Raw genomic sequence first — 19916 nt, 5'->3', positions numbered from 1 at the left:
TAGGCTGGGCACATGCAGGTGAACACTGAGCAACCCGTCCGTCCCGCCGTCCCTGCGTCCGGCGCCGAACACCGGCTTTCCGCCGCTGACGCGGACAAGGCCGCGGCACTGCGGAAAATGAAGCTGCTGGCCGTGTCGCTGCTGATCGGCATGGCGCTCATCTTCATCGTGGCCTTTGCTCTGCAGAAGCAGTACCCGTGGCTCGAGTATGTCCGCGCCGCCGCCGAGGGCGGCATGGTGGGCGCCCTGGCCGACTGGTTCGCGGTGACCGCCCTGTTCAAGTACCCGATGGGCCTGAAGATCCCGCACACCGCGATCATTCCGCGGCGGAAGGACCAGATCGGTGCGTCCCTGGGTGAGTTCGTGGAGACCAACTTCCTCTCCGAACAGGTGGTTAAGGAGAAGCTGGCCAGCGTGGACGTCGCCCGGAAGGTCGGCAGCTGGCTCTCCGGCCCCGGCGGCGCCGAACGGGTGGCCAAGGAAGGCGCCGCCGTCATCCGCGGTGCGTTCACCGTGTTGAACGACGACGACGTCCAGGCGGTCATCGAGGGCATGGTCCGGCGGCACCTGGTCGCCCCGCCGTGGGGACCGCCGGTGGGCCGGCTCGCCCAGCGCGTGTTCGACGACGGCCACCACCACGCGCTCGTCGACCTGCTGGTGGACCGCGCCGTGGACTGGGTGCGGGACAACCATGAGACCGTCAACCGGCTGGTCACGGACCGCTCCCCCACCTGGGTTCCCACCTTCGTGGACGGGCTGGTGGGCGACAAGGTGTACGTGGAGATCCTGAAGTTTACCCGGGCCGTGCAATCCGATCCGCAGCACCAGGTCCGGCTGTCGATCGACAAGTACCTCAAGGAGCTTGCTCTGGACCTGCAGCACGATCCGGTCATGATTGCCCGCGCCGAGGGGATCAAGGCCCAGGTCCTCGGTGACCCGGAGGTCCGTGAACTCGCCTCCCGCACCTGGGGCACCGTCAAGGCGGCGCTGCTCGCCGCCGTCGACGACCCGCACAGCGAACTGACGGTGCGGTTCAAGGCTGCCGTGCACGACTTCGGTACCCGGCTGGTGGTCGACCCCGAGCTGGCCGGCAAGGTCAACACCTGGATCGGCGACGCCGCCGGGTACCTCGTGAGCAACTACCGTTCGGACATCGCCGGCGTCATCACGGACACCGTGGCCCGCTGGGACGCCGAGGAGACCTCGCAGAAGATCGAACTCCAGGTCGGCAAGGACCTGCAGTTCATCCGGATCAACGGCACCGTGGTGGGCGCCCTCGCCGGACTCGCCATCTTCACCGTGGCCAGCCTGGTCTTCGGCTGACCCGGATGGACCCGGCACGGGCACCCCACCAGGACGCCGTCCTCGAAACCGTGCGGCTGCGGCTGAGGCCATGGCGCGTGTCCGACGCCGCGGTTCAGCGCCAGCTCTGGACCGAGCGGGATCCTCGTGTCCCGCCGCATCGACGAATCGGTCCCGACGGCCACCCCACCCTGGACGAGATCGCCGACGGGATCCGTCGTGAGGCGGCGCATCCCTTCCCGGGGCTGCTCGCTGCGGAGCAGAAGAGTTCCGGGCAGTTCATCGGTTACTGCGGGCTGATTCCCAACCGGCACGGCCAGGACGGGGAGCCCGAACTTGCGTTCGAGTTCCTTCGAAAGGTCTGGGGTCAGGGGTTGGCGACTGAAGCTGCCTGGGCCGTCCTGCAACTGGCCGAAGCGTCCGGCTACAGTCGCATTTGGGCCACCGTCCGTGACTGGAACGTGCCGTCACGCCGTGTGCTGGCAAAACTTGGATTCAGCGAAACCGGCAGAGTGGACCTGGACGAGGTACACGGCGACTCGCTCTTCACCCTGAAAACGCTCTGACCGCCAACCAGTTGTTGCGTCCCGACCCACCGCGGCGTGCCCTTGGACTGGCCCAAAAGACTGAATCAGCTGGCTTTTGGGTGGAGAATGCCGCGATTTGGGGCTCAGGCGGGGTCGGGGGTGCTTATGGTGACTGGCATGGAATCTGCTCTGAGTTTCGGGCGGCGCTGGGCCGCCCCCGCCGCCGCCGTCGTCTTTTTCTCCCTGTGGTGTGTGGGCGAGGCCGGACGGATGGGCGGGTCCTGGCTGTCATGGTCAGGGAACTGGCCGCTGGTACTGATGACGCTGGCGGTCGCGACGGCTGCCTGGCGGCCCGTCGTTTCGCTGGCATTCACGGCTGCGCTGCTTGCCGGTCAACTGACCCACGCCCTGCCGCCGATGCACTCCACCCACTGGGCCATCTATCTGGGCTCGTTCGTCGCTCTTGGATTCATCATGTGGACCGCCCCGCGACGGCTGCGCTACGTCGCGGCGGCAACCAACGTGCTCGCCGCCGCCCTTATGAGCTTCCTTATGCTGTCCTGGAGGTACGGCGACGGCGTCGGCTGGTTTCCCCCGGCCTATGCCGGCGACCGCTGGAGGCTGCAGGACTATGGCTGGCAGCTATTCGCCCTCCTCCTGCTGATCGCCGGGGCCTGCGCCGCGGCCGGTCTCCTGCTGGCCCTCTTTCAGGAACGGGGCAGCCTGTTCCGGTCCCGTGAACTGGCGCAGAGCAGCCTCAGGGAGGCCGAGATCGACCTGATCGTGGAGCAGGAACGGACACGCATTGCCCGCGACCTGCATGACGTCCTCGCCCACTCGCTTGCCGTCATCGCCGCCCAGGCGGACGGGGCCCGGTATCTGAGCAAGGACCAGCCCAATGCTGTGCTCACATCCCTGGACACCATCGCCCGGTCGGCGCGCAGCGCCCTGGTGGATGCCCAGCGTGTGATCGAGGGGGTTCGCGAAGACGGCATGGCGACCCCGCAGCCCTTGCTTAGGGACATTCCCGCGCTCATCGAGGGGATGCAGCGCGGCAGCCTCAAAGTCCGGACAAGCGAGTCCGGATCCCCCGTGGACCTCTCGCCCGGACAGCAGTTGGCCGTCTTCCGGATCATCCAGGAGTGCCTGACTAATGCGCTAAAACATGGCGGCCGCGGCACGGATGTGCGGCTCCACTATGACTGGAGCGGGCCGGGCTTGACGCTTCACCTCGCCTCGGCCCTTGTTCCGGCGGCCAAGGAGGAAGCCGCAGGTCCGGCTTCTCCGCGAGCCGGGCGGGGACTGCCCGGCATGCGTGAACGAGCCCATCTCGCGGGCGGCTGGCTGACGGCTGGCCCCGATGGCGAACACTTCCGGGTGACGGTCTTCCTTCCCTACGGAACCCTGGCAGGCAGCGCAGTTGACGGGACAGCCGACGCTGACAGCGGCGATGCCTTCGGTGCGGTTTCCGTGCCGGCGGCCGCCTCGCCGGATGCAGGCCACCGTGGCTGATGCCGGGGCGCGCATCACCGTGGCGCTGGTGGATGACCAGCCCTTATTCCGGGCCGGTATCCGCATGTTGCTCGAGAGCCAGGACGATTTGGAACTCGCAGGGGAAGCCGGTGACGGGAGTGAGGCCGTGGCCCTGGCCTTTGAACGGCGACCGGACGTCATGCTGATGGACCTGCGGATGCCGGCCATGGACGGCGTCGAAGCGACCCGGCAGATCGTGCAGCACGCGACGGCGGCCGGAACGGACAAGCCCAGGATTATCGCGCTCACCACGTTCAACAGGGACCAGGCCGTGGTGCAGGCCGTGCAGGCGGGAGCCAGCGGATACCTGCTCAAGAGCGCGGAACCGGAATTCCTGCTGGCCGCGATCCGGACGGTGCACTCCGGGTACTCCGTCATCGCGCCCGGGTCCATCCATTCCCTCTTCGAGCACGCTGCCCGCAGCGTGCCCGCGGCGGGCCCGGACCTCTCCGTGCTCAACGTGCTGTCCGTGCGGGAACGGGAGGTTTTCCTCCTCGCCGCCAAGGGCCTCAGCAATGGCGAAATGGCGGGGAGCCTGTTCGTCTCCGAAGCCACCGTCAAAACCCACCTGCGCAGCGTGCTGGACAAGCTGGAACTCGGCAGCAGGCTCCAGTTGGTGGCCTTCGCCCACGAACGGCGGCTCCTGGGTACCTAGTCCCGCGGCGCCCCAGCTGGCCCGTCAGGCGGCCGCCACCGTGGCCCGTCTGCGGCCGTGCAGGGCGACCACCGTATAGGCGAGCGCCACCACCGCGGTGACCACAAGGAGCAGCAACCCGATCGAATAGCTGTGGGTCGCGGCGTCGTAGGTGGCGCCCATGACCAGTGGCGGGAAGTAGCCGCCGAGGCCGCCGGCGGCGCTGACCACCCCGCTGATGCTGCCGACCTTGCCGGGCGGGGCGAGCACCCCGACCCAGGCGAAGACGCCGCCGGTGCCCAGGCCCAGTGCCGCCGCCATGGCGACAAACGTCAGGCCGGCGGGCACATCGCCGTCGGGCTGCAGGTTCACCAGCCAGGCGAGCACGGCGACGCCGGCGAGCGAGACCACCACCACGGGTTTAGGGCCGAACCGGTCCGCGAGGACGCCGCCCACCGGCCGGGCCAGCACGGCGGCCAGGGCGAAGCCTGCCGTGCGGGCGCCGGCGGCGCTGGGATCGAAGCTGTAGACGTCCCGGAGGTAGGTGGGCAGGTAGGTCGCAAAGGACACGAAGCCGCCGAAGACGACGGCGTAGAGGAAACACATCTTCCAGGTCACCGGGGTTTTCGCGGCGTCGAGCAGCTTGGGCAGGACCGGGGCGTTGTTGCGGCTCCAGCCCGGGGCTTCCTTCATCAGGAACCACACCAGCGCGGCCATGACGGCCAGGACGCCGGCGATCAGCAGGTGCGTGGGGAAGTAGCCGATCCAGGCGACCAGGCGGGGGTTCAGGAAGGCGGCGAGGGCGGTGCCGCCCATTCCGGCGCCGAAGACCCCGGTGGCGAAGCCGCGCCGTGAAGGTTCGAACCAAGCACTGACGAACGGGATGCCGACGGCGAAGACCGTTCCGGCAACACCCAGGAGCAGGCCGGCGCCCAGCACGAGCGCGAAGGAGCGGATGGTGCCGCCGACGGCCACCAGCAGGATCGGGACGATGGCCGCCAGCAGGACGAAGCTGAACAGGGCCCGTCCGCCGTACCTGTCCGTCAGGGCGCCGACGACGATCCTTCCCAGCGAGCCGACGAAGACCGGCATCGCGACGAGGATGCCTGTGGTGGCAGCGTTGAGGTGCAGATTCTGGGTGTAGAACGCCCCCAGGGTGGCCACCGAGTTCCATGCCCAAAACGCGGCCACCGAGGCGCCGGTGGCGAGCACCAGGTTGCGCATCCGGCCGCCCCGGGCGAGTGCGGGCGGGGGCACTGCTCCGGCCACGGGGGTCTCCTCTCGATTCGGCAACTCAGGTCAGCAGGTTCAGGTCAGCGGTTGCGGTCAGCGGTTGCGGGTGTCACGGTCGCGGGTGCCGACGGCGGACCAGCCGCGGCGGGCCGCGGCGGCGGACGGCCGCGCCGCCGCGGCGCCTGCCCCGGCTTTGGAACCGCGCCCGGCGACAGGCCGGTCACGGTCCCGGGAGCGGTACACGATGTAGGGCCGGAAGAGGTAATGGAGCGGGGCGGTGAAGGCGTGGACCAGGCGGGTAAACGGCCAGATCACGAACAGCGCCATGCCCACCAGGGTGTGCAGGTGGAACGAGAACGGGGCCGCCGCCATCGCCGTGATATCCGGCTGGAAGACAAACAGCGAGCGGAACCACGGGGCCACGGTCTCGCGGTAGTTGTGCCCGTGCTCGCCCTCGAAAACGCTCGCCAGGGTGGTCCACAGCCCGAACACGATGGCGGCCGTCAGCACCACGTACATGGTTTTGTCGTTCTTGGTGGTGGCCATGAAGACCGGTCCGGTGGTGCGGCGGCGGTAGATCAGCAGGAGGATCCCGCCGAGGGTCCCCACCCCCGCGATCCCGCCCACCAACAGGGCGTTGAAGTGGTAGAACTCCTGGCTCATGCCCGCCGCCTGGGTCCAGGCCATCGGAATGACGAGGCCGAAGAAGTGCCCGGCGATCACGGCGAGCAGCCCGAAGTGGAACAGCGGCGAGGCGATCCGGAGCAGCCTGGACTCGTAGAGCTGGGAGGACCGGGTGGTCCAGCCGAACTGGTCATATTTGTAGCGCCAGATGAGGCCGCCCACCAGCACGACGACCATGACATAGGGCAGCACGCCCCAGAGCACAATGTCCAGGGCGGAGAGTTCGACGGCGGACCCGGCCGCGGCTTCGAGTGCCAGCATTCTCAGGCCCCCTTCACGGGCAGCAGGCGGGGATCATACGGGTCCAGGCCCACCGCTTCGGTGGGGGGCCCGTAGCCGGCCATCCGCATCACGGCCTGCTCGTCCGCGGGCGATTTCCCGGGCAGGGTGGCACAGATGGCCTGCAGGATGCTGGCGTGCGGGAGCGTGTCCCGGAGCAGGCCGAAGCGGAGCATCTCCAGGCTGGCACGGTACCGGCGCAGCAGGCCGCGGCCGGCCGCGAGGTCCACCAGGGCGGCGTATTCGAGCACCATCGGAAGGTAGTCCGGCAGTTCGCCGTGGGTGTCCACCAAGATGTCGCTTTGCCGGTAGGTGTTTTTGAAGTTGCCCAGCACTTCGCCGCGGCGCCGGGTGTCCCCGTCGGTCCAGTAGGACAGATGCAGGGCGTGCCGCTTGCCGAGGTCGAACTCGCGCACGTAGCGGGCCTGGTTCTCCATCAGCGGCCGGGATTCCAGCACCTCCAGCACCCCGGCGAAGGCCTCCCCGGCGCCGGGAAACTCGGCGAGCGCGGCCCGCATGAGTGGCACCCTGCCGGCCAGTTCCTCGTCCGGGTAGGACAGGCACCAGGCTGCGGCGAGGTAGACCACCTGCTCGCGCCGGCTCACGGCTGGTCCTCCGCCGGAGAGCCGGGGTCCGGCGCTGCGAGAGTTCCCGGTTCGCCACCGGGGGTCCGCCCCGGGAAGAGCCCGGGCGGCGCCCCGCGGCCGTCCCAGTTCAGCAGGTTGACCCGGCCGTGGAGGCCGGAACCGGAGCCCATCTCGTCCGTGGTCTGCCGGTCGCGGAGGGCGTGGAAGGTTTCCACCGCCACCGGGACCGGCCGGCCGCTGGCCTCGCCGAACGGGGAGGAGTCCTGCATGCCGGGGCCGCCGTCGAAGTCCAGCGAGCAGCCCATCTCTTCCAGATCATGGGCCTGCTCCACGTGCGCCTTGGGAATCACGTAGCGTTCCTCGTACTTGGCGATCGCCATCAGCCGGTACATCTCGTACATGGTCTGGCTGTCCATCCCCACGGCTTCCGGGATCGAGTCATCGGGATCGTTGCCCAGGCTGATGCCGCGCATGAAGGACCGCATGGCCGCGAGTTTCCGCAGCACGGCGGTGACCCGGTCCGTGTCCCCGGCGGTGAAAAGCTCGGCCAGGTATTCCACCGGGATCCGCAGCGCGTCGATGGCGCCGAACAGGTTGCCGGCGTCCTCGCCGTCGTGCCCCTGGTCGCGCAGCAGGTCCACCACCGGGGAGAGCGGCGGGACGTACCAGACCATCGGCATGGTACGGTATTCGGGGTGCAGCGGCAGCGCCACCTTGTAGACCTTGGCCAGGGCGTAGACCGGCGAGCCCCGGGCCGCGTCGATCCAGTCCTCCGGGATCCCCTGGGCCCGGGCGTCCGCCTGCACGGCGGGGTCGTTGGGATCCAGCAGGACATCCATCTGGGCGTCGTAGAGCTCCTGCGGGTCCGTGACCGCGGCCGCCGCGGTGACGGCGTCGGCGTCGTACAGGAACAACCCCAGGTAGCGCAGCCGCCCGACGCAGGTCTCCGAGCAGACCGTCGGGAGTCCGACCTCCACCCGCGGGTAGCAGAAGGTGCATTTCTCGGCCTTGCCGGTCTTGTGGTTGAAGTAGATTTTCTTGTACGGGCAGCCGGTGACGCACTGCCGCCAGCCGCGGCACCGGTCCTGGTCCACCAGCACAATCCCGTCCTCCACCCGCTTGTAGATCGCGCCGGACGGGCAGGAGGCCATGCAGGAGGGGTTCAGGCAGTGCTCGCAGATCCGCGGCAGGTAGAACATGAACGTTTGCTCGTAGGCGAACTTGATCTTGTCCTCGGAGTCGCGCCGGATTTTTTCCACGACCGGGTCCAGGTGCCCGTGCTCCGTGGCGCCGCCCAGGTCGTCGTCCCAGTTCGCGGACCAGGTGATCTTGGTGTCCTCCCCGGTGATCAGGGACTTGGGCCGGGCCACCGGGAAGTCATCGCCCAGCGGCGCGTCCACGAGGGTCTTGTAGTCGTAGGTCCAGGGCTCGTAGTAGTCCTTGAGTTCGGGCTGCACCGGGCTGGCGAAGATCCCGAAGAGTTTCTTGACCCGTCCGCCGGCCTTGAGCACCAGCTTGCCGCGCTTGTTCAGCTCCCAGCCGCCGCGCCACCGCTCCTGGTCTTCGTACCGGCGCGGGTACCCCTGCCCGGGGCGGGTTTCGACGTTGTTGAACCAGACGTATTCGGTGCCCGCACGGTTGGTCCAGGCCTGCTTGCAGGTCACCGAACAGGTGTGGCAGCCGATGCATTTGTCCAGATTCATGACCATGCCCATTTGAGCCATGACACGCATCAGTACTGCACCTCCTGGGAACGACGGCGGACGGTGGCCACCATGTCGCGCTGGTTTCCGGTGGGGCCAAGGTAGTTGAACGCGTAGGCCAACTGGGCGTAACCGCCGATCAGGTGCGAGGGTTTGACCAGCAGCCGGGTGACGGAGTTGTGGATGCCGCCGCGCCGTCCGGTGGCCTCGGACTTGGGCACGTCGATGGTGCGTTCCTGCGCGTGGTGGACGTAGACCACGCCGGCCGGCATCCGGTGGCTGACGATCGCCCGCGCCACCAAGACGCCGTTGATGTTGACGCATTCCACCCAGTCGTTGTCCTTGACCTCGATGGCGGCCGCGTCGGCCGGGCTCATCCAGACGGTCGGGCCGCCGCGGGAGAGCGAGAGCATGAGCAGGTTGTCCTGGTATTCGGAGTGGATGGACCACTTGGAGTGCGGCGTCAGGTAGCGGACCACCACCTCCATGGCGCCGTCCCGGCCGAGTTTGGGTTCGCCGAAGAGCCGGTGCATGTCCAGCGGCGGCCGGTAGATCGGCAGGGCCTCGCCGATGTCGATCATCCAGTCGTGGTCCAGGAAGAAGTGCATCCGCCCGGTCAGGGTGTGGAAGGGCTTGAGCCGTTCGATGTTGATGGTGAACGGGGCGTAGCGCCGGCCGCCGGTCTCCGAGCCGGACCACTCCGGTGAGGTGATCACCGGCACCGGGCCGGCCTGGGTCTGGGCGAACGTGATGAACTTTTCCTCGGATCCCTCGGAGAGGTCCGCGAGTTTCTTCCCGGTGCGGACCTCCAGATCCTTGAAGCCCTGCACGGACAGGGCGCCGTTGGTGGTGCCGGAAAAGGCCAGGATGGCTTCGGCCATTTTCGCGTCGGTATCAATGGCAGGCCGGCCGTCGGCGGCGCCGCCGAGCATCACGCCGTTGGAGCGGCTGAGCCGCTGCAGCGGTCCGGCGAGTTTGTAGGTGACGTTCTTGACCGTGAAGCCCAGTTTGTCGGCCAGCGGCCCGACGGCGGCCAGCTTGTCCGCGATGGCGGTGTAGTCCCGCTCCACCACGGAGAAAATGGGCATGTTCTGCCCCGGGACGGCGGGAATGGCCGCGTCCCGCCAGTCCCGGACAACGCCGCCGGGCTGGGCGAGCTGGCCGGGGGTATCGTGCTGCAGCGGCACGCTGACCAGGTCCCGGCGGACGCCCAGGTGGGTTTTCGCCATCCGGGAGAACTCCTGGGCCAGCAGGTGGAAGGTATCGAAGTCCGTCTTGGTTTCCCAGGGCGGGTCGATCGCCGGAGTGAAGGCGTGCACGAAGGGGTGCATGTCGGTGGAGGACAGGTCGTGCTTTTCGTACCAGGTGGCTGCCGGGAACACCACGTCGGAGAGCAGCGTGGTGGAGGTCATCCGGAAGTCGGCGGAGACGAGGAGGTCCAGCTTCCCCTCGGGCGCCTGCTCGTGCCATTTCACGTCCCGGGGCTTGAGGCCTTCGGCGTGGTCCTTGCCCAGGACGTTGTTGTGGGTTCCCAGCAGGTTCCGCAGGAAGTACTCGTTGCCCTTGGCCGAGGAGCCGAACAGGTTGGAGCGCCACAGCACGAGGGTCCGCGGCCAGTTTTCCGGGGCGTCCACGTCTTCGATCGCCGGGTTCAGGGTGCGGTTCTTCAGGGCGTCCGCGATGAAGCTCGGTGTGTCGGATGCGGTGCCGGCGGCGACGGCGGCCTCCGCCTCATCGGCGAGGTCCAGCGGATTCCGGTCAAACTGCGGGTAGAACGGCATCCAGCCGAGCCGCGCGGACTGGGCCATCGCGTCCGCGGTGTGCATGCCGTCCAGGGCGCCGGTGGAGAGCGGTGACTTCAGCGCGTCCGCGGAGTAGCCGTCCTGCCGCCACTGGTCCGTGTGCATGTACCAGTAGCCGGTGCCGATCATGGTCCGCGGCGGCCGCGCCCAGTCCAGGGCGTTCGCCAGCGACACCCAGCCGGTGGCGGGACGCGTCTTTTCCTGGCCGACGTAGTGTGCCCAGCCGCCGCCGTTGCGGCCCATGCAGCCGGTCAGCATCACCAGGGCCAGTACGGCCCGGTAGGTGGCGTCGCCGTGGAACCACTGACAGATGCCGGCACCCATGATGATCATGGATCGGCCCTTGGACTGTTCGGCGTTGCGGGCAAACTCGCGGGCCACCCGGATGCAGGCCTGCGCCGGGACGGAGGTGATCTCCTCCTGCCAGGCCGGGGTGTAGGGGGTCGCCGCGTCGTCGTAGCCGGCGGCCCAGTCCCCCGGCAGCCCGTCGCGGCCCACACCGTACTGGGCCAGCATCAGGTCGAACACGGTCGTGACCAGTTGGCCTTCCACCTCGAGGACGGGCACGCCGCGGCGCAGCACGCTGCCGGCGCCCCCGGCGTCCTCGAAGCAGGGAAGCAGGATTTCCGCGCTGTCTTCGGAGACCTCGCGCAGCGACAGGGCCGGTTCGATTCCTTCGAGGTCCAGGTTCCATTTGCCCTCGCCGCTGGCGGAGTACCGGAACCCCATCGAGCCATTGGGGACCCCGGGCCGGCCGGCCACCTTGTCGTACAGCACGGTGCGGAAGGCCGCGTCCTCGGCCAGGGACTCGGCCGGGAGGTCCTGGGCGGTGAGGAACTTCCCCGGGGTGAGGGCGCCGTCGTCGCGCCGTTCCAGCCGGACCAGGAACGGCAGGTCCGTGTACTGCTTCACATAGTCCGTGAAGAACGGGACCTCGCGGTCCACGAAGAATTCCTTCAGCATGACGTGGCCCATCGCCATGGCGAGCGCGGCGTCGGTGCCCGCCTGGGCGGGCAGCCATTCGTCGGCGAACTTGGTGTTGTCCGCGTAGTCCGGGCTGACCGTGACCACCTTGGTGCCCCGGTACCGCACCTCGGCCATCCAGTGCGCATCCGGGGTCCGGGTCACGGGAACATTGGAGCCCCACATCATCAGGTAGCGCGCGTCCCACCAGTCGCCGGATTCCGGGACGTCCGTCTGGTCGCCGAAGACCTGCGGGCTGGCCACCGGCAGGTCCGCGTACCAGTCGTAGAAGGACGTCATCACCCCGCCGATCAGCTGGATGAAACGTGTCCCTACCGCGTGCGAGACCATCGACATCGCGGGGATCGGTGAGAACCCGGCGCAGCGGTCCGGCCCGTAGGTCTTGATCGTGTTGACGTGCGCGGCGGCGGCGATCTCGATCGCCTCCTTCCAGGAGACGCGGACCAGGCCGCCCTTGCCGCGGGCCTGCTGGTACCGGCGGCGTTTCTCCGGGTCGGCCGCAATTTCGGCGAAGGCCAGCACCGGGTCACCCAGCCGGGCTTTGGCCTCCCGGTACATCTCCACGAGCACACCGCGGGCGTACGGGAACCTGACCCGGGTGGGCGAATAGGTGTACCAGGAGAAGGCCGCGCCGCGGGGGCAGCCCCGCGGCTCGTATTCCGGGCTGTCCGGGCCCACGGAAGGGTAGTCGGTCTGCTGGGATTCCCAGGTGATGATGCCGTCCTTGACGTACACCTTCCAGGAGCAGGAACCGGTGCAGTTCACCCCGTGCGTGGACCGGACCACCTTGTCGTGGCTCCAGCGGTCCCGGTAGAAGATGTCGCCCTTGCGGCCGCCTTCCCGGAACACCGCCCTGCCGTCCTCGGTCTGGTCCCATTTCGTGAAAAATCGGCCCAGCTTCAACATCGCGTCCGAGGCGGGTCCGTCCAACCCCGCGGAGCCTCCGGCAGTCATGCCCCCAAGCTAGGTGCCGGATTCCGGCTCCCGATAGGGCCCTATGGCACTGGGCAGGCGCGCGATTTGGGTGGTTCCCCGCGGCGAAGCCTTCGAGTCAGAAGTGAATTGCCGTGACGAGAGTGCCCAGAGTGTCCCAGCTGTGCCCGCCGACGCTGGTTGCTGTGCCTAGGCGAAGGACTCCAGTTCGACGCCCGCCTGCTCCAGTGCCGCGCGGACCTTGACGGCCGCCGCTACCGCGCCCGGGGTGTCCCCGTGCAGGCAGAGGGAGTGGGGGGTGAGCCGGACGACGGTTCCGTCAACGGCCAGGGCTTCGCCCTTGAGTACCAGCCGGAGCGCCCGTTCGACGATCTCGTCCGGGTCTTCGATCACCGATTCCTGGTCCAGCCGGGGCACCAGGGTGCCGTCCGGCAGGTAGGCCCGGTCCGCGAAGGCTTCATGGAAGACGGGCTGGCCGGACTCGCGGGCGGTCCTGATCAGGACGGATCCCTCCAGGCCCAGGAGCGGCAGCCCCGGGTCGTACGCCTGGATGGCGGCCACCACGGCGGAGGCCTGTTCCGCGTCGTGCACCGTGCGGTCGTAAAGGCCGCCGTGGACCTTCACGAAGTCCACCGAGGCGCCCACCGCGTGAGCGACGCCGTCGAGCGCCCCCAACTGGTAGAGCACGGCTCCGAAGAGGTCATCGAAGGTCATGTCCATGGCGCGCAGCCCGAAGCCGGTCAGGTCGGGGTAGCCCAGATGCGCACCGACCCGGACGTCGAGGTCGTACGCCGCCCGGCAGGTGTCGAGCATGGTCACCGGGTCACCGCCGTGCATGCCGCAGGCCACGCTGGCGCTGGTGACGAGCGGGAACATCGCGGCGTCATCGCCCATGGTCCAGGAGCCGAAGGACTCCCCCAGATCAGCGTTCAGGTCCACGGGTACTGCCTTTCGGTACGGGGTCCTCGGCCGGAGCCGGGAGGGAGCGGTCCGCCGGGCCGGTCTCGGCACCGGTGCCCGGCATCAGCTCACCGGGGATCGTCTCCGGCATCGCGCCGAAGGCCTCCTTGGCGTTTGCGACGACGGCGCGGCCCATGATCCTGTTGCCGACTCCGCCCACCACGGCGCCCACGCCGAAGGGCAGCGCCCGGCCGAGGAGGGCAGTGCCCTGGCGTTTGAGCAGATTGCGGAGGAAGGCCTGCTGGATCCGCTGCCGCACCGAGCCGAAACCTATCATCGGGCTCCGGCGCGCGAACAAGGACCCCCAGGCCTGGGTGGGTCCCGCGCCCTGCCCTGCGGCCTGGCCGCTTAGCGAACTGAGCAGGGCGGTGCCTTCCTCGCCGAGCATGATGGCCATGACGAGGGTGCTGGCCTTCTCCGGGTCGACCAGCCGGACGCCGTGAAGTTCCGCGAGCGAGGTGGCGTACAGGGCGGTCGCTTCCAGGAAACCCACCGTCGCGGCGGCCGAGAGTCCCAGGGCGGCCACGGTCCCGACGCCGGGGATGACCGCGGAGCCGCCAACGAGGGCCCCGCCCCCGGTGACCGCGGCCAGGTAGTTGCGTTCCAGGATGGCGGCCAGTTGCGCCGCGGTGGCGTGCGGATGCTTGCGCTGCAGCCGGCGCAGGTTGGCCAGGACCAGCGGGCGCTGGATCTCGACGGCGCGCAGGAGCATGGTGTGGACGCCGGGCTTGGGTTTGCCACTGGCATCGAACATTGCGTTGTGGGCGGTTTTTTGGGCAATCTTCATCGCCGGGTTGGTGCGCTTGGCCATCATCGCCTCTCCGTGAGCCGTAGGGTGCTGAACGTCGTCACGCCCTTAACACTAGGGCACGGGCAACACTAGGCCACGGGGCGCTGCTGCGGCCCCGGCGCTTGGCGGACGTTCCGGCCCAGTTACTTCCGCTGCGGGCCGGAGCAGGCCGGCCGAACCACTGGTTTGGCGCTGAGGCTGCCCCCGCGGCGCCACGGCGGCGCCAGTAACCGGGCGGGAACGCCGGCCAGTCGGCGGCCAGGCTACTTTTTGCCGGCCTTGAGGTCGCTGACGATCTTGGCGATCCGGCGGGCGCGGGTTTCTTCCGTTTTGGCTCCGGCCAGCGGTTCGACGTACCGGCGCTGGCTGCTGTAGTTCAACGTCGCATAGAAGGCCTTTGCCGGCGGCTCCGCGTCCAGGGCGGCGGCGAGGTCCTCGGGAACCTCGATGGTCCGCGGCTGCGTGTCCACAACGATGTCAACGTCCACGGTGTCGCCGGCCGAGGTCCCGGTCAGTTCACGGTTGGCCGCACTGACCCCCACCATGTTCTTGCCGCCCATCACCGCGATGCTGCTGCGGTAGCCGTGCCCGTTAATGGTCACCACCACCGGGGGCCGCCGGCCGGCATCGAGTGCCTTGACGATGTCCTCGGGCACCTCGATGCCCGCCTTGGTGCCGCTGCCTTGGATCGTCGTGGTGAATTTCATGTTCACAGTATGCCTGCCACCCGCCGCCGGCGCGGGATTCGGCGGGGCACCCGGCGCCCGCAGGTCTACCTGCCCGCGCGCACCACCGGAATGGACGACGTCGGCGGCCCGTCCGGGAACACGGTGGGCGGCAGGCCGACGACAGGAGGCAGCGGCAGGTCGAGCGGCTCACTGCCCACAGTGCAGCGTTGGCCGCGCACGTTGACCTCGAGCGGCGCAGCACCCTGGTAGGCCAGGCGGAGCGAGTCGTGGTCCAGCTTGACGTGCAGCAGGCCGCGGCGGATCAGCAGGTGGAATTCCAGCGTGTCCCAGTCGTGCGGCAGCCGCGGATCGAAGTACGTCACTTCGCCCTGGTCCCGGAGCCCGGCGAAGCCGCTGACGAGGGAGCTCCAGACGCCGCCGGCGGAGGCGATGTGGACGCCGTCGATGGTGTTGCCGTGGGTGTCGTCAAGGTCGATGTACAGGGCATGGATGAAGTGGTCTATGGCGGCCTGGTGATGGCCCACTTCGGCGGCCATGATGCCCTGTACGCAGGCGGACAGGGTGGAGTCGCCGGTGGTGATCGGGTCGTAGAAGTCGAAGGCCCGGCGTTTCTCCACGGCGGTGAAATCCTGCCATTGGAGGAACATCGCCAGGACCGTGTCGGCTTGCTTGAGGACCTGGTGCCGGTAGATCACCAGCGGGTGGAAGTTCAGCAGCAACGGGTACTTGGACCGCGGCGTGGTCCAGTCCCACGGTTCAAGGGTCATGAAGTCGTTGTCCTGGCAGTAGACCTCAAGGTCATCGTCGAAGGGCACATGCATCCGGTTGGCCGCCTGGGTCCACACTTCCCGCTCGGCGTCGTCGATGCCGGGGTGCTCCAGCGCCGCGGCCGCGCGCAGATTAAAGCGGGCCATGACGTTGGTGTACAGGTTGTCATTGACGACGGCGGTGTACTCGTCCGGGCCGGTGACGCCGTGGATGTGGAACGAGCCGTCCTTGCCGAAGAAGCCCAGCGAGGCCCACATCCGGGCGGTCTCGATCAGCAGATCGGCGCCGAGGCTTTCCTGGAACTCGGTGTCCCCGGTGGCCCAGCCGTAACGGTTCGTGGCGAACGCGATCGCGGCGGCGATATGGAACTGGGCTGTGCCTGCCGCGTAGTAGGCACTCGCCTCCAGCCCATTGATGGTGCGCCATGGAAACAGCGCCCCGTCCACGCTGAGTTCCTTGGCGCGGACCCTGGCCTCGGGCAGCAGCGCGTGCCGGAATTCGAGGACCTGGCGTGCGTTGTGGGGGCTGGTGTAGGTCAGGTAGGGCAGCAGATACACCTCCTGGTCCCAGAAGTAATGCCCGTCGTAGCCCGAGCCGGTCACGCCCTTGGCCGGGATGCCGGCGACGTCCGCGCACGCGGTGGCCTGCGCCAGCTGGAAGAGATTCCAGCGGATGGCCTGCTGCAGTTCAGCCTGGCCGCCCACCACGACGTCGTTGGTGGTCCAGTAGTCACGGTAGTGCGCCCGGCTTTGGTCGAAAATAGCTGCCACCGGCAGCAGGGCGGCCTCGGCGGTGTCGGCAAGGTCCTCGTCGGGAGCCCGGCCCACGGCATAGCTGACGCTCTTCTCCAGCACGAACGGTGCGGACGCGCCAACCGCAAGGACGTAGCGGACGCGGCTCTCGTCCTGGTTGATAAGAGTGTCAAACGGCTGGACCCCTGCGGAGGTCCAGTGATCCACGGCCATCCCGAGCCGCTGCTTGGATTCCGCCACCTCCCAGGACAGCCGGAGCGAGCCGTCACCGCCGTCGAGCCGCACCGGGAGCAGCACGCGTCCGGCGTGCCGGCCGGCGCGGCGCGGGTCGTGCGCCGAATGGTCGGAGGACGGCTGGTCCTGCCGGTTCAGCACGGACGAAGTCACGTCGGCCGAGATGTCACAGTCGGCCGCGAGCTCCAGCGAGATCCCCAGGACGCCGCGCGCCTGGTAGCCCACCGCCCGGCGTTCCGTGGTGGTGACGGTGGCACCTGACTTGCACTGCCAGACGATCCGGCACTCGTAGACGCCGGTGGAGAAGTCCACGCTCCGCCGGTAGTCCAGCACCGTGGACTCGGCCAGGCTGAGCGTCTCGCCGTCGATCACCACGACGAAGTTGTTGGCGTCCGGAATGTAGAGGATGCGTTGGCCGGTGCGGGCGAAGCCGAAGGCGTTTTCGGCGTGCTTGATGTCCCACGTCTCGTGGAAGCCGTTGATGAAACTGCCGGGCAGGTCGGCATCGGCGGCAGCCCAGTGCGCGCCGCGGATGCCGAGGTGTCCGTTGCCGAGGCTGAAGAGGGTTTCAAGGGTACCGGCGTTGCCGGGGAGATGGACGGTTTCCACGAGCTGCCAGGGATCGTTGGGGAACCTGGCACGGTCCGAGGTGATGAGAGCCATGGTTGGGGTCCTTTGGCGGTGAGGGTTTGTGCGGGGTGGGCAGCGGAGCGGCGCCGGTTAGAGCAGCTCGTCCAAGTCACTGACCACGGTGGTGGCACCGGCGTCCAGGAGGGTCGCGCGGCCCGCGCCGCGGTCCACGCCGATGACCGAGTGGAAGCTCCCCGCGCTTCCGGCCTGGACACCGGAGACGGCGTCTTCAACGACGACGCACTCCTCGCTGGGAACTCCCAGCAGGCGGGCGGCGTACTGATAGGTTGCCGGGCTTGGTTTGCCGGGCAACCCTTCGGCGGCGGCCACAAGGCCGTCCACCACCACCGGAAAGTAGTCCGAGAGTCCTGCTGCCTTCAGCACCGGTACGGCGTTGCGGGACGATGAGACGACGGCCAGCTTCAGCCCGTGCTTAAGCGCCGCTTCGACGAACCGCAGGGAACCTTCGTAGGGCTTCACGCCGCCGGCCGCGACGATGTCGTTAAACACTTTGTTCTTGCGGTTGCCCAGACCATGGACCGTGTCCTGGGCAGGATCGTCGTCGATGGGGCCCTCCGGCAGCGTGATGTTCCGGGAGGCCAGGAAGTCGCGGACACCGTCGAACCGCGGCTTGCCGTCGATATGGTCGAAGTAGTCGCTTTCGCGGTAGCCCGGCGCCTCGGGCACCGCCTTAAGGAACCCGTCGAAGAGCTCCTGCCAGGCGCGTTCATGCACTACCGCGGTGGGGGTCAGGACGCCATCAAGGTCAAAAAGGATGGCTGCGGCGCCGGCAAGCAGCGTGCCGGGGGCATCGTTGGAGGTTGCAGTCATGGATCGTGTGTCCCTTCAGACGATTGGCGTGGAAGACGATGGCTGGGCGGCGCCGGGAAGGCTGAGCTTGGGCGGCGCCGGGAAGCGCGGGCTTGGGCGGCGCCGGGGCGCGTGCAGTTGCGGGCCGGGTGCGATTGCAGTCTGAGCTGGCGCGGACGCGGTTCGGCAGTCCTGTCGGCGGCGCGGACCCGCAGCGGCAGTGGAAGTTGGCGCCCCCGTGCCGGCCCTACGGCAGGATGCAGTACCCCTGCGGAGGCGGCGGCAGGGCGAGTCAGGCCGGCGTCGCCCGGCCTCTCCGGGGGCGGCTGTCGGCGTCGACGGTGGGGTGCGCACCGGGTGCGGGCCGGCAATGCTGCCACCGCGGGAGCGGCGGCGTGGAATTGGTTTATCGCGGGCGGAGCGTTAGCCATGCAACACGTGCCTGGACCTTTCTTCCCCCTGCAGTAGTGGGCCGATCACATTTGGCCAACTAAAAGTGTAAGCGCTTACAAAACCGGCCCGCAAGGGGAGCCGCACGGGCCGCTCAGCGCAGGACGTAGTGCCGCAGGAAGGCACTGACGTCCACGAGTTCGGCAGCGGAAATGGAATGTCCCATGCCGGGGTAGCTGCGCGCGGTCAGTTGCGTGTTCCGTTCCAGCCACTCGGCGGTGTGGGCCGTGGCGGCGTCATTGATCACGAGGTCCTGCTTGTCCCGCCCCCAAAAGAACGGAGGCTCCGTGTCAAAGGATTCGCTCATGGCCAGCAGTTCGTTGTCCAGCACGAAGCCGGACAGGCCCACCACCGCCCGGAACGCCGCAGGACGGAGCCGCAACAGGGTGCTCGCCATGGCCATGCCCTGCGAATAGCCGAGCAGGGTGACGCTGCTGTGCCGGCCCCTGACCCCCTCGATCCACGCGAACACGGCATTCGTGGCAGTAATGACGTCGGCGAAATCGTGGGTGAGGAAGTAATCCAGGACAAACCAGCCGTAGCCGTCGCCAATCACCTTCGGCCCCCGGAGCGCAGCGCAGGTGAACTCGGAGGGAAGACTGTCGAACAAACGCGCCATCCGGGTCTCGTCCCTGCCGTAGCCGTGAAGCAGCACCAGCAGCGGCGTACCGGCTCGCTCAGCCTCGGGCTTTGACCACAGGACAGTCTCCATGACCTCAGCCTAGCCAGCCGGCCGGAGCGGGACCGGCTTTTCGCTGCGGTTCCGGACCGGCGCACCCCGGATCCGGGCCGCGCGGGGCTGAAAACGCCGCCATGGTCCGAAACCCGCGCGAAAAGCGGCGGATCGGCACAAATTTACGGCCAGCCGGTACCGGAATGGTTGAAACGACATATACCTCGCTGTAGCGTGACGGTGGACAGCATGCTTAGCAATACCTATCCGTCCCACCGGACACACAAGGAGCAAGACATGAGAATCGGTTCCTCCATCTTCCTGATCGCCCTGGGCGCCATCCTGGCTTGGGCGATTGCACCCGGGTTGATCCCCAACGTCGACCAGACCATGATCGGCTACATCCTGATGGTGGTGGGCGTGATCGGATTGGTTGCTTCGCTGATCCTCGCCTCCCCCGGCCGCAGCCGCCGGGTCAGCGAAAGCCGCTCCGTGGTCGATCCGAACACCGGCGAGACCATCACCCGGAACGAAAGCCGTGACGCCGGCATTTGATCCCCCCGGGGCAGCGATGCCCCACCAGCTGACCCGGACGCCGGGCCCGACCATTGCGGCCGGGCCCGGCGTCGGCCGTTTAAGCTGTCGCCTTCCCTCTTGCCACCGCACATGCCCAGCGCCGGCGGCGACCCGTGGACATATACCCATGGTGCCCAGTCCTTGCCCCTACGACTGGACATGTCCCCCGCAGCACCCTCCGAGCAGCACCCTCCGAGCAGCACCCTCCGGCAGCACCCCCGAGAGATCACCAGCCACCCCGGACCAGCCGCGGCACCACCGCACATGCCCAGCGCCGGCGGCGACCCGTGGACATACACCCAACGTGCCCAGTCCTTGCCCCTACGACTGGACATGTCCCCGCACCCTCCGGGCAGCACCCTCCGAGAGATCGCCAGCCACCC

The 19916-nt window shown here is 68.3% G+C and carries 16 protein-coding genes; 5 read left to right on the top strand and 11 right to left on the bottom strand.

The window, feature by feature from the left end; genetic code table 11:
• Positions 1 to 12 precede the first annotated feature (12 nt).
• The 4 genes from AC3ANP_RS06365 (at position 13) to AC3ANP_RS06350 (ending at position 4017) form a co-directional block, all read left to right on the top strand.
• Positions 13 to 1323 carry a DUF445 domain-containing protein gene (locus AC3ANP_RS06365; protein WP_488332487.1) on the top strand — a complete coding sequence of 437 codons (1311 nt, stop codon included), beginning with the start codon at positions 13 to 15 and terminating at the stop codon, positions 1321 to 1323.
• A 5-nt stretch (positions 1324 to 1328) separates the two neighbouring features.
• The gene (locus AC3ANP_RS06360; protein ID WP_488332486.1) at positions 1329 to 1868 is read left to right on the top strand and encodes a GNAT family N-acetyltransferase; all 540 of its coding nucleotides are present in this window, start codon (positions 1329 to 1331) and stop codon (positions 1866 to 1868) included.
• A 138-nt stretch (positions 1869 to 2006) separates the two neighbouring features.
• Positions 2007 to 3341 carry a sensor histidine kinase gene (locus AC3ANP_RS06355; RefSeq protein WP_488332485.1) on the top strand — a complete coding sequence of 445 codons (1335 nt, stop codon included), beginning with the start codon at positions 2007 to 2009 and terminating at the stop codon, positions 3339 to 3341.
• A complete protein-coding gene (locus tag AC3ANP_RS06350) occupies positions 3322 to 4017 on the top strand; it encodes a response regulator (protein WP_488332484.1) in 696 nt (231 codons plus the stop codon). Before AC3ANP_RS06355 ends, AC3ANP_RS06350 begins: the two co-directional genes overlap by 20 nt.
• Positions 4018 to 4041: 24 nt before the next feature.
• Here AC3ANP_RS06350 and AC3ANP_RS06345 read toward each other — a convergent pair whose 3' ends face one another.
• The 11 genes from AC3ANP_RS06345 to AC3ANP_RS06295 all read right to left on the bottom strand — a co-directional run bounded on the left by AC3ANP_RS06345 (position 4042) and on the right by AC3ANP_RS06295 (position 18996).
• Positions 4042 to 5265 (bottom strand): MFS transporter, encoded by a 1224-nt coding sequence (locus tag AC3ANP_RS06345; RefSeq protein ID WP_488332483.1) that lies wholly within the window; start codon positions 5263 to 5265, stop codon positions 4042 to 4044.
• Positions 5266 to 5322: 57 nt separating this feature from the next.
• Positions 5323 to 6174 (bottom strand): respiratory nitrate reductase subunit gamma, encoded by an 852-nt coding sequence (gene narI, locus AC3ANP_RS06340; protein ID WP_488332482.1) that lies wholly within the window; start codon positions 6172 to 6174, stop codon positions 5323 to 5325.
• Between the two features lie 2 nt (positions 6175 to 6176).
• Positions 6177 to 6797, bottom strand: a complete 621-nt coding sequence (gene narJ, locus AC3ANP_RS06335) for a nitrate reductase molybdenum cofactor assembly chaperone (RefSeq protein WP_488332481.1) — start codon at positions 6795 to 6797, stop codon at positions 6177 to 6179.
• Entirely contained in the window at positions 6794 to 8512 is a 1719-nt protein-coding gene (gene narH / locus AC3ANP_RS06330; protein ID WP_488332480.1) for a nitrate reductase subunit beta, read from the bottom strand. The genes narJ and narH overlap by 4 nt, the downstream gene beginning before the upstream one ends.
• Entirely contained in the window at positions 8512 to 12222 is a 3711-nt protein-coding gene (locus AC3ANP_RS06325; RefSeq protein ID WP_488332479.1) for a nitrate reductase subunit alpha, read from the bottom strand. Before AC3ANP_RS06325 ends, narH begins: the two co-directional genes overlap by 1 nt.
• A gap of 168 nt (positions 12223 to 12390) precedes the next feature.
• Positions 12391 to 13140 carry a LamB/YcsF family protein gene (locus AC3ANP_RS06320; protein WP_488332478.1) on the bottom strand — a complete coding sequence of 250 codons (750 nt, stop codon included), beginning with the start codon at positions 13138 to 13140 and terminating at the stop codon, positions 12391 to 12393.
• Positions 13124 to 13972 (bottom strand): hypothetical protein, encoded by an 849-nt coding sequence (locus AC3ANP_RS06315; RefSeq protein ID WP_488332988.1) that lies wholly within the window; start codon positions 13970 to 13972, stop codon positions 13124 to 13126. Before AC3ANP_RS06315 ends, AC3ANP_RS06320 begins: the two co-directional genes overlap by 17 nt.
• A gap of 242 nt (positions 13973 to 14214) precedes the next feature.
• The gene (locus AC3ANP_RS06310; RefSeq protein WP_488332477.1) at positions 14215 to 14658 is read right to left on the bottom strand and encodes a YdeI/OmpD-associated family protein; all 444 of its coding nucleotides are present in this window, start codon (positions 14656 to 14658) and stop codon (positions 14215 to 14217) included.
• 65 nt (positions 14659 to 14723) lie between these two features.
• Entirely contained in the window at positions 14724 to 17057 is a 2334-nt protein-coding gene (locus AC3ANP_RS06305; RefSeq protein ID WP_488332476.1) for a glycoside hydrolase family 65 protein, read from the bottom strand.
• A gap of 57 nt (positions 17058 to 17114) precedes the next feature.
• A complete protein-coding gene (locus AC3ANP_RS06300) occupies positions 17115 to 17855 on the bottom strand; it encodes an HAD family hydrolase (protein WP_488332475.1) in 741 nt (246 codons plus the stop codon).
• 523 nt (positions 17856 to 18378) lie between these two features.
• Positions 18379 to 18996 (bottom strand): alpha/beta hydrolase, encoded by a 618-nt coding sequence (locus AC3ANP_RS06295; RefSeq protein ID WP_488332474.1) that lies wholly within the window; start codon positions 18994 to 18996, stop codon positions 18379 to 18381.
• Between the two features lie 258 nt (positions 18997 to 19254).
• On the opposite strand from AC3ANP_RS06295, the gene AC3ANP_RS06290 reads away from it, so the two are divergent.
• The gene (locus AC3ANP_RS06290; protein ID WP_488332473.1) at positions 19255 to 19512 is read left to right on the top strand and encodes a DUF6458 family protein; all 258 of its coding nucleotides are present in this window, start codon (positions 19255 to 19257) and stop codon (positions 19510 to 19512) included.
• Positions 19513 to 19916: the final 404 nt, after the last annotated feature.

The organism is Arthrobacter sp. JB02-1C (genome assembly GCF_057748045.1).
Note: the sequence above shows the minus strand (reverse complement) of the source record. Positions and strands in the feature narration are given on the sequence as shown.